Source organism: Thauera sp. AutoDN2, assembly GCF_051280715.1.
Lineage (GTDB): Bacteria > Pseudomonadota > Gammaproteobacteria > Burkholderiales > Rhodocyclaceae > Thauera.
Window position 1 is genome coordinate 265,276 of the sequence record NZ_JBNCAR010000002.1, and the last position, 9,695, is coordinate 274,970.

The window sequence follows — 9,695 nt, forward strand, 5'->3', positions numbered from 1 at the left end:
CCTCCTCACTTGCCCTGACCCGGACGCTTCACGTCCCCGTCATGGCGAGCGTGCTCGATGTCCTCGGCGATGGAGATCGCCTCTCCGCCGAGCAGCACGCTTTCGTCGTCGTCTTCGTCCAGACCTTCGACATGACCGTGATCGTGCGTGGGCAATTCGCCTGTACGGGCGAAGCTCACCATCACCTGCACGAAGCGGTAGCACATCAGAAAGGAACCCAGCGGCACTGCGGAGTACACGATCCAGGTCGGCCACTCGAGATCGGGCGTCGTCGGACCTTCGAAGAAATCTCCGGCGTCACGACCGAGCAGGGTCAGGGTCTCGTAGGCCAGGCCGTTCTCCCACACGAAGAGCGCGCCGAAGAGGCCGATGAGACCGGTGAAGACCACCCCGCACACCAGACCGGTCTGGATGAGGGCGGCTCGCGAAGCACCAGTGAGCTTGTTCACCAGGATGTCGACGCCGACGTGGATGCCGGTGCGCACGCCATAGGCGGCGCCGAACTTCGCCATCCACACGAAAAGGATGATGCAGAACTCCTGCGCCCAGCCGACGTTCAGCTCGAGCAGCCAGTCCTGCAGCCCCGGGATTTCGTACCCGGACATATAGCGGTGCACCACCGAGATGAAGATCACGATCGTCGCCACTGCCATCAGGGCGCCGATGATGAACTCCTCGAGGCGGTCGAGAAGCTTGTTCATGATTGTTTTCCCCCGAAAAAACGCCCGTCTGGTCTGCGTGGCCTGACGGGCGCTACTGGGCGTCTAGAAGACTCGATTACAGCTTGGAGGGATCGAAGCCGGTTTCCTTGTAGATCGACTGAATCAGGTCGGCGCCGATGCGCGACTCCATCTTCTTGTGCACCGGGGCAAGTGCCTTCATGAAGGCAGCCTTCTCTTCTGCGGTCGGCGTGTAGATCTCGGTCTTGCCGGAAGCACGCACGCCCTCGAGAGCCTTGTCGTTCTCTTCCTTCGCGATCTGGTTCGCATAGTCGGTCGACTCGGCCATCGCCTTGTCGAGCTGGGTGCGAACTTCTGCGGGCAGGCCCTCCCAGAACTTCTTGTTGGTGATGACGGCATAGCCCAGATAGCCATGGTCCGTCAGCGTCATGTGCTTCTGCACTTCATGCATCTTCTGGGTGAACAGGTTGGAATGCGGGTTCTCGGTGCCATCGACCACGCCGGTCTGCAGCGCCTGGTACACCTCTGAGAATGCCATCACCTGCGGCAGCGCCTTGACGGTGCGCATCTGCTCCTCGAGCACCTTGGACGACTGGATGCGCATCTTCTTGCCCTTCAGGTCGTCGGGCGTGCGGATCGGCGAGTTGGCCGAGAGGGACTTGAAGCCGTTGTCCCAGAACGCCAGCCCCTTGATGCCCTTGGGCTCGAGCTTGGCGAGCAGTTGCTGGCCGGCCGCCCCCTTGGTGATCTTGTGCAGCGTGGCGTAGCCGTCGAAGATGTAGGGCAGGTCGAAAACCTCGAACTCACGCACACCCAGAGGGCCGAACTTGGCGAGCGACGGTGCGAGCAACTGGACGGCGCCGAGTTGCAGTGCTTCCATCTCTTCCTTGTCCTTGTACAGCGTGCTGTTGGCGTAGACCTCGACCTTGACCGCGCCGTTGGTGTACTGCTCGGCCAACTCCTTGAATTTTTCCGCGGCCTTACCCTTGGGCGTGTCCTGGGCCACGACGTGGCTGAACTTGATCACGATCGGGTCTGCTGCAACCGCAGTTGCCGATAGTCCCACGGCCGCCAGGCCAACCAGAAGCGCACGAATCTTCATGAACACATCTCCTCCGAGAGAACGGCTTGAATTCCTTGAGCGTTCCGGCGGCTGCCGGGCGCGTGAGGGACACGGCGATAAGTTTTGCTGTGCCCTGAATCAGTATCCTTTCGGGTCCGGCGGACTGCTATTGTGGATGTCCGCAACCGTGAAAACCGCAGGCCGCCTGCCACGACCCGCCCTCCTCAGCCACCCTCGCCCCGACACCTCTTCTTTACCCGGCGCCTCTCCACCCGGCACATGAACGCCCCAGTCTCCCATCTTTCGCCCTTCCCGCACCTCCCGCGCCGCCAGTGGCTGCAGTACCTGCCGTACCTGAGCCTCGCGCTGTTCCTCGCTGCCATTGCCGCCCTGGTCTGGCTGACCCGCGCCTACGACGCCGACGAGCAGCGCACGACCCTGATCAACGACGTGCTGTGGATGGAGCAGAACCTGCGCTTCCATCTCGACCGCAACGAGATCCATCTGCAGGAAATCGGCCCCGAACTGTTCGGCCCGCAAGCACTCGAGCCCCAGACCGAGGCCCGCGTCGCAGCCCTTCTCGGCCAGGAGCGTGGCTTGATCCGCATCCTGTGGCTATCCCCCGAAGGCAAGCTGGCTGGCGCCATCCCACCGCTGACGGGCGACCGCCCCCCTCCAGCCCGCAGCGGCAACGGCGAAAGCCAGGCCGACGCGCGCGAAACGGGTTTCCGCCTCGCGAGCAGCATCGGGCGCGCAGTGTATGGGGCGCACTACATCGGCCCCGGCGGCCTGCCGCTGTTCGACGTGTATGTGCCGGTTTGGTCTGATGACGAACCGCTCGGCGTCGTGGTAGGCGTCTATTCGCTGCCCGACCTGGTCATGCGCGAACTGCCGTGGTGGTTTTCCGAACGCTACCGGGTGGCCGTGCTCGATGCCGACGAAAGGGAGATCGCCTCCAAATCCAAGGTTGCACCGGTCTCCTCCAGCCTCGCCTACACCATGCCCTTCGACCCCCCAGGTCATGGGTTGATGCTGCAGATCACCGCGTACCGATCCGACACGCGCTGGATACCGATGTTGCTGGGGGCATCGATCGTCCTGCTCGCGATCATCATCGTCTGGAGCGTGACCCAGTTGCGCCGCCAGCTCGCCCGACGTCAGGAGGCCGAGCTCGCACTGCGCTCCGAATCAGCCTTCCGCAAGGCGATGGAGGATTCGATGCTCACCGGCATGCGCGCCCGTGATCTGGACGGGCGGCTCACCTACGTCAACTCCGCCTTCTGCCGGATGACAGGCTTCGAGCGCGAGGAGCTGATCGGGCTCCGGCCACCCATGCCGTACTGGGACCCGGAGAACCTGGAGCAGACCCTCGAGCTGCATCGCCAGATCATGGCTGCGGGCAGCGACCCCGAGGGCACCGAGGTCCGGCTGCGGCGCAAGAACGGTGAGGCGCTCGACGCGCTCGTCTTCGAAGCGCCGCTCATCGACGCCGCTGGCCGGCATTCGGGATGGATGGGTTCAGTGCTCGACATTACCGAGCAGAAGCGTGCACGCGAGCAGGCACGGCAGCAGGAGGAGCGCCTGCAGCAGAGTTCGCGCCTGATCACCATGGGCGAGATGGCCTCCACGCTCGCGCACGAACTCAACCAGCCGCTGGCAGCGATCGCGAGCTACAGCAGCGGCTGCGTCAATCGCCTCGAGAGCGCGCAGCCCATCGACCGTGGAGAACTGCTCGACATTCAGGAGCGCATCGGCCGGCAGGCACGACGTGCGGGTGAGATCATCCGCAGGGTGCATGACTTTGTGCGCCGCTCGGAGCCCAAGCGGGTGCCGCTCGACCTGAACGGCGTGGTGCGCGACGCAGTCGGCCTGATCGAGGCGGACGCGCGCAAGCGCCATGTTCAGCTGCGCGTTCAGCTGGCCCCCGCACTGCCAAGCGTGCCTGCGGACGCGGTGATGATCGAGCAGATCCTGGTCAACCTGGTGCGCAACGCGATGGATGCGATGCATGACACCCCGCTCGCCGCGCGCAGCGTCGACATCTGCACGGGCCAGGAAGGCCGCTTCGTCAACGTGGCCGTCGGCGACCGCGGCACGGGCATCAGCGAGGAGGCCGCAGCGCGGCTCTTCGAGCCTTTCTTCAGCACCAAGCAGGAGGGCATGGGCATGGGGCTGAACATCTGCCGCTCGATCGCGGAGCTCCACCACGGCCGCCTGGCTTTCGGTGCCCGCCCCGGGGGCGGTACCATCTTCACCCTATCGCTCCCCGTTGAGAACGACGCGCATGACTGATGCCTGCACCCACATCATCGACGACGACGAAGCCATTCGCGATGCCCTGCAATGGCTGTTCAAGACGCGCGGCGTCGCGTGCCGGACCTGGCCGGGCGGCGAGGAGTTCCTGCAGGCCTGGCAGCCGGAGTGGCGCGGCTGCATCGTGCTCGACATCCGCATGCAGGGCATGACCGGCCTGGAGTGCTTCGACACCCTGCTCGCGCGCGGCTGCGAGCTGCCGGTTATCTTCATCACCGGTCACGGCGACGTACCGATGGCCGTTTCGGCGCTGAAGAAAGGGGCGTTCCACTTCATCGAGAAGCCATTCAACGATCATGACCTCGTCGATCTGGTCGAGAAAGCCCTCGCCGCCGACAACGAGCGCCTGCGCGCAGCCGCCAGTCGGGAAACGGTGGAAGCGCGGCTGTCGACGCTGACACAGCGCGAACGAGAGGTGATGAACCTGATCCTCGAGGGCAAGTACAACAAGGTCATCGCCGACGAACTGGCGATCTCGATGCGTACGGTGGAGGCGCATCGCTCGCGCATCTTCGACAAGATGGCGGTGCGCTCGGCGGTCGAGCTGGCGCAGTTGCTGACCACGCTGCGCGGCTGATACTCAGCCCGCCGGCCAGCGCAACACCACTCCAGGCTCGTCCTCAGCGGCGGAGAACTCCACCGCCCCCCCCAGGCCGCCGACCCAGGCCGGCACCCCGTCCACCCAGAGCACCGGCAGGCGCTCACGCAGCCAGACCGGGATGCCGGCCTCCTGGCACAGCTTGCGCAGCTCTCGCCGCGGACGCTGTGCGGACAAGCGCAGCCGCATGCCGACCTGCCGCGGCGCCAGCACACGCTGCGCTGCACCCTCCAGGCGCGCGAGGCTCAGCCCTTCACCCACCACGGATTCGAAACGCACCGAATCTCCGGCCCAGGGCAGCACCGCCTCGCCCACCCACGCGCGGGGCGCGGGCAGCGGTCCTTGCGCCGGCTCCAGCCACACACGGTCGCGGTAAGCGCGCAAGGCCCACGCACCGAGCCCGATGTCGAGCGCGCGTTCGGCGGGTAGCGCGTCCAGTTGGCGTAGCGCTTCAGCCAGTCTGCGCGCCGGGGGCGCCTGCACGCCCGCCGCCTGCATCCGCCAGCGCACGAGGTTGGCCTGACGCGCGGCACTCAGCCCGCGCAGCGCGGTACGCGAGAGCGCCTCCCCTCCGCAGGCCTGCAGATCGATTTCCGCCAGCGCCCCAAGCAGCGTATCGGCCTCTGCGAAATTCGCGGCTGCGCGTGCCAGCGCAGGCACCGCGGCGGGAAAGATCTCGCCCGCCACCGGCAGCAGGCGATGGCGGATCGCATTGCGGGTGAAGTGCAGGTCAGCGTTGCTTTCGTCCTCCACCCAGTCGAGGCCGCAAGCGCGCGCCCAGCCGACGATCTGCGCCCGACGCAGCCCCAGGAGGGGGCGCAGGCTGCCGGGGACTCCGCCTGCGGCAGGCTGCAGCGCCTGCATGGCCGAGGCGCCCCGCACACCTGCGCCACGGAACAGACGGAACAGCAGGGTTTCGGCCTGATCATCCTGGTGATGGCCGAACACCAGCCAGTCACAGGGCAACGCCCGCAGTGCCGCCAGGCGCACGCTGCGGGCGGCGGCCTCGAGCCCCTGCCCCCCATCGCGTACAACCTCCACCGCAAGGATCTGAAACGGAACGCCAGCCTGCGCGCAGCGCACCCGACAAGCCTCGGCCCAGGCCGGTGCGTTCCCGCTCAGGCCGTGGTGAACGTGGGCTGCGCTGAGCGAAAACCCGAGCGCTCCCTGCACTACGCGCAAGGCCTCGAACAGGACGACGGAATCAACCCCCCCGGAGAGCGCACAGCACAGCCGGCTCCCCTGCCCCACGCCTGCAAGGCGCAGCGCAGCCGAAACTGCGGCGGGTACGTCGGTGACGGTCACGGTGCGCTGCCAGCGCCGGCTCCAGGACACGCGCCACCCGAGGCGCAAGCGCAATGCCGCCGGCCCCAGGCGCGATAAGGCCTCAGGCCGCCTTGTCCTTGAAGCGACCGTAGCGCATCAGCTTCTCGTAGCGCTGAGCAACCAGCTCGGACGGCGTCAGCACCTCGAGCTCGCGTAAGGCATCGGTCAGTGCGCGTTTCAGGGTCGCCGCCATCACGCGCGGATCACGATGCGCGCCGCCCACCGGCTCGTCCACGACCTTGTCGACCAGATCGAGCGACTTCAGGCGCTGTGCGGTGATGCCCATGGTCTCGGCAGCATCAGCGGCCTTTTCTGCGCTCTTCCAAAGGATGGAGGCGCAGCCCTCGGGCGAGATCACCGAGTAGACCGAGTACTGCAGCATCAGCACCTGATCGGCCACCGCGATCGCGAGCGCGCCACCCGAACCGCCTTCGCCGATGATGGTGCTGATGATCGGCGTCTTGAGCTCGGCCATCAGGTAGATGCTGTGGCCGATCGCCTCTGACTGGCCGCGTTCCTCGGCGCCGATGCCGGGATAGGCACCCGGCGTATCGACGAAGGTGAACACCGGCAGCGCGAACTTCTCGGCCATCTTCATCAGGCGCATGGCCTTCCGGTAGCCCTCGGGCCGCGGCATGCCGAAGTTGCGCGCGATCTTTTCCTTGGTATCGCGCCCCTTCTGATGGCCGATCACCACGCAGGCCTGGCCATTGAAGCGCGCCAGGCCGCCGACGATGGCCTTGTCGTCGGCGTAGCTGCGGTCGCCGTGCAGTTCCTGGAAGTCGGTAAAGATCAGGCTCGCGTAATCGAGCGTGTAGGGACGCTGCGGGTGACGCGCCACTTGGGCGACCTGCCAGGGCGTCAGTTTGGCGTAAAGATCCTTGGTCAGCGACTGGCTCTTGGTCTCGAGCCGCTTGATCTCGTCGGAGATGTCGACCGCCGGATCGTCCTGCACGAAACGCAGCTGGTCGATCTTTTCCTCAAGTTCGGAGATCGCCGTTTCGAAATCGAGAAAGGTGGTCTTCATCCCGGCCTGTCCAAGTCAAAAATGTCCGCCATTGTAACGCCTGCGTTGTGCCACGCGAGCACTGCATGCTGCGGCGCAAAAGCAGGCAGACCTCAAAAGAACACCGGGGCGGCGCCTTGCGGCAGCCGCCCCGGTGCGCCTCGGCCCGGTCGTGACCGGGGAGGAGGGGGTCACTCGTTGTTGGCGAAGCCCAGCAGGTGCAGCAGGCTGGTGAAGAGGTTGAAGATCGACACGAACAGCGACACGGTTGCCATGATGTAGTTGGTTTCACCACCATGGATGATGTTGCTGGTCTCATACAGGATCAGCCCCGACATCAGCAGCACGAAGGCGGCGGACACGGTCAGCGAGAGCGCCGGGATCGAGAAGAAGATCGCGCCCAGGCCAGCGAGGAAGGCCACCAGGATACCCACCATCAGGAAGCCGCCCATGAAGGAGAAGTCCTTCTTGGTGGTCAGCGCATAGGCGGACAGGCCCAGGAAGATCGCCGCCGTGCCGGCCATGGCTTGCATCACGATGCTGCTGCCATTCGGCAGCGACAGGTAGGCAGAGATGATCGGGCCGAGCGTGAAGCCCATGAAGCCGGTCAGCGCGAACACGAAGACGACACCGAGGCTGCTGTTACGGAACTTGGTCGTGGCGAACAGCAGGCCGAAGTAACCGGCCAGGGTGATCAGGATGCCCAGGCGCGGCGCGCCCATCGCCATCGACACACCGGCAGTCAGCGCCGAGAACGCGAGCGTCAGCGACAGCAGCATGTAAGTGTTGCGGATGACCTTGTTGGTCTGCAGGACCGAAGCCTCGGCACGGCCGAAGCCTGTGATGCGGTTTTCCATGATCGAATGTCCTCCTAAGGAAGAGAGTGTGAATTGTTTTGGGGCCGGTCCCGACACGTGGCACTGCCCGGCCGTTCAGGCGATGGCCTGCGGCGAAACTCAGGCCGGCATGACGGCCCCGGCCGTGCGATCGGGACGCTGATGGCGGCGCACGCGCTGCGCGAGTACGCGGGCGACCCGGTCGGCCGCTTCATCGACCGCGGCGCGCACGTCGAGCTGGTTGATGGCGAACACCACGTCGGGCAGGTTGCGCAGTCGCAGTTGTACCACGCAACGCTTGTCGACGCCGCCCTTGGGACCGTTCACGTCGGCGACTTTCACGCGCGCCCACTGGATGTGGTCGCGGAAACGGCCGACTGCGAATTTCATTCGACGCGCCACGTATTCGCGCAGGCCGGGGGCGGCTTCAACACCATCGCATTGCAGGTCGATACGCATGTTCAGTCTCCTGTTGTTGTCACACGGATCCATCGGGCCCTGTGCTCCGATGGATACTACCGCTCAGACTGTTCGATAAAATCTCAGTTCAACAGAATGTTCATCTGATTTTTTCGAAGTATTGACCACGCCAGCCATCCGGGGACACTGCCATGCTCAACTACAAACAGCTGCACCACTTCTGGGCCGTGGCACGTGCGGGTGGGATCGTGCGCGCGGCAGAACGTTCCGGACTCGCCCCACAAACTCTGTCGGGCCAGATCGCCAGTCTGGAAACGGACCTCGGCGTCAACCTTTTCAAGCGCCAGGGGCGGGGGCTGGAGTTGACCGAAACCGGGCGCATGGTGCTGGACTATGCGGAAGAGATCTTCCGCCTTGGCAGCGAACTGGAAGAAGCCCTGCGCAGCCGCGCCACCGGCCGCACCGTACCCTTCCGCGTGGGGATCGCCGACGTCGTCCCCAAGGCCATCGCCTGGCTGCTGCTCGCGCCGTCCCTGGACCTGCCCGACCCCATGCGAATCGTGTGCAGGGAAGGCAAGTTCGATGCGCTGCTCGGTGAGTTGGCGATCCACAAGCTCGACGTGGTGCTTGCGGACAGCCCACTGCCGCCGAACATGGGCGTACGCGGGTTCAGCCATGCGCTGGGCGAGTCGACCATCGGCTTCTATGCCGCGCCTGAACTGGCAGCATCGCTGCAGGGCGACTTCCCGGCACAGCTCAACGGCGCCCCCCTGCTGCTGCCGGGGGTGGAAGCAAGCGTGCGCGGCCCGCTCCTGCGCTGGATCGAAGCGGCCGGCCTGCATCCACGCATCGTGGGCGAATTCGACGACAGCGCGCTGATGCGCGCGTTCGCGGAGGCCGGCGCAGGTATCTTCCCCAGCGCATCCTTGGTCGGCGAGCAGTTGTGCCGCCAGAGTGGCTTGGTACTCCTGGGGGACGCCAGTGGCGTGACGGAAACCTATTACGCGATCTCGGTCGAACGCAGGCTGACGCATCCGGCAGTCCGCGCCATCAGCGATGCCGCGCGGGAGAAGACAAAATTCGGCTGAATGCGTCGTTTGCGGGGGACCGCAACCCGCGGCTGGGCCCGGGCGGCAGATTTGATTTTCCGCCACGCACGCTACAGAATCGCGGGCCGGCCGCAGCGCTCGGACTGGATCGACGATTCAGCCGTGCACGCAAGAGCCGCCTGCAGCGATGAGAGCGCTTGAAGCTGGTGCCGGGAGTGGGACTCGAACCCACACACCTTGCGGCGGCGGATTTTGAATCTGCCCCCGGCCCCTTTTGTGGCGCAGGATTAAGCCCAAAGAATCAATAAAATCAACGCACTTCTATACCCTTCATTACTTCATGCTACCAGTTTTTGCAGCACTAAGTGCTGCAAAATTGCTGCAGAAGTGCTGCAAAATCGGAA

9 protein-coding genes are annotated in these 9,695 nt (G+C 65.2%); 3 read left to right on the forward strand and 6 right to left on the reverse strand.

Annotated features, from left to right (window positions below):
- Positions 1-5 precede the first annotated feature (5 nt).
- Both ACPT9U_RS02580 and ACPT9U_RS02585 read right to left on the reverse strand, forming a co-directional pair.
- Positions 6-701 (reverse strand): TRAP transporter small permease, encoded by a 696-nt coding sequence (locus ACPT9U_RS02580; RefSeq protein WP_418364185.1) that lies wholly within the window; start codon positions 699-701, stop codon positions 6-8.
- A gap of 76 nt (positions 702-777) precedes the next feature.
- Entirely contained in the window at positions 778-1,782 is a 1,005-nt protein-coding gene (locus ACPT9U_RS02585; protein WP_435749773.1) for a TRAP transporter substrate-binding protein, read from the reverse strand.
- Positions 1,783-2,022: 240 nt separating this feature from the next.
- Here ACPT9U_RS02585 and ACPT9U_RS02590 point away from each other — a divergent pair, with 240 nt between their 5' ends.
- Complete coding sequence (locus ACPT9U_RS02590; protein WP_435749774.1) at positions 2,023-4,035, forward strand: sensor histidine kinase; 2,013 nt, start codon at positions 2,023-2,025, stop codon at positions 4,033-4,035.
- The gene (locus ACPT9U_RS02595; RefSeq protein ID WP_418364188.1) at positions 4,028-4,633 is read left to right on the forward strand and encodes a response regulator transcription factor; all 606 of its coding nucleotides are present in this window, start codon (positions 4,028-4,030) and stop codon (positions 4,631-4,633) included. The genes ACPT9U_RS02590 and ACPT9U_RS02595 overlap by 8 nt, the downstream gene beginning before the upstream one ends.
- A gap of 3 nt (positions 4,634-4,636) precedes the next feature.
- Here ACPT9U_RS02595 and tilS read toward each other — a convergent pair whose 3' ends face one another.
- From tilS to ACPT9U_RS02615, 4 genes are all read right to left on the reverse strand, one after another.
- Positions 4,637-5,959: a tRNA lysidine(34) synthetase TilS gene (tilS, locus tag ACPT9U_RS02600; protein ID WP_435749775.1), complete on the reverse strand. Its 1,323-nt coding sequence runs from the start codon at positions 5,957-5,959 to the stop codon at positions 4,637-4,639.
- An 82-nt stretch (positions 5,960-6,041) separates the two neighbouring features.
- Positions 6,042-7,007, reverse strand: a complete 966-nt coding sequence (locus ACPT9U_RS02605; RefSeq protein WP_418364190.1) for an acetyl-CoA carboxylase carboxyltransferase subunit alpha — start codon at positions 7,005-7,007, stop codon at positions 6,042-6,044.
- 170 nt (positions 7,008-7,177) lie between these two features.
- Positions 7,178-7,843 carry a Bax inhibitor-1/YccA family protein gene (locus ACPT9U_RS02610; protein ID WP_418364191.1) on the reverse strand — a complete coding sequence of 222 codons (666 nt, stop codon included), beginning with the start codon at positions 7,841-7,843 and terminating at the stop codon, positions 7,178-7,180.
- A gap of 99 nt (positions 7,844-7,942) precedes the next feature.
- Positions 7,943-8,281: an HPF/RaiA family ribosome-associated protein gene (locus ACPT9U_RS02615; protein WP_418364192.1), complete on the reverse strand. Its 339-nt coding sequence runs from the start codon at positions 8,279-8,281 to the stop codon at positions 7,943-7,945.
- Between the two features lie 152 nt (positions 8,282-8,433).
- On the opposite strand from ACPT9U_RS02615, the gene nhaR reads away from it, so the two are divergent.
- A complete protein-coding gene (gene nhaR, locus ACPT9U_RS02620) occupies positions 8,434-9,330 on the forward strand; it encodes a transcriptional activator NhaR (RefSeq protein ID WP_435749776.1) in 897 nt (298 codons plus the stop codon).
- Positions 9,331-9,695 lie beyond the last annotated feature (365 nt).

What these genes read in the sequence shown, in the direction of transcription:
- ACPT9U_RS02615 (WP_418364192.1), bottom strand. Translation starts at nt 8,281, where the DNA reads ATGCGTATCGACCTGCAATGCGATGGTGTTGAAGCCGCCCCCGGCCTG.
- ACPT9U_RS02580 (WP_418364185.1), bottom strand. Translation starts at nt 701, where the DNA reads ATGAACAAGCTTCTCGACCGCCTCGAGGAGTTCATCATCGGCGCCCTG.
- ACPT9U_RS02595 (WP_418364188.1), top strand. Translation starts at nt 4,028, where the DNA reads ATGACTGATGCCTGCACCCACATCATCGACGACGACGAAGCCATTCGC.
- ACPT9U_RS02585 (WP_435749773.1), bottom strand. Translation starts at nt 1,782, where the DNA reads ATGAAGATTCGTGCGCTTCTGGTTGGCCTGGCGGCCGTGGGACTATCG.
- nhaR (WP_435749776.1), top strand. Translation starts at nt 8,434, where the DNA reads ATGCTCAACTACAAACAGCTGCACCACTTCTGGGCCGTGGCACGTGCG.
- ACPT9U_RS02610 (WP_418364191.1), bottom strand. Translation starts at nt 7,843, where the DNA reads ATGGAAAACCGCATCACAGGCTTCGGCCGTGCCGAGGCTTCGGTCCTG.
- ACPT9U_RS02590 (WP_435749774.1), top strand. Translation starts at nt 2,023, where the DNA reads ATGAACGCCCCAGTCTCCCATCTTTCGCCCTTCCCGCACCTCCCGCGC.
- ACPT9U_RS02605 (WP_418364190.1), bottom strand. Translation starts at nt 7,007, where the DNA reads ATGAAGACCACCTTTCTCGATTTCGAAACGGCGATCTCCGAACTTGAG.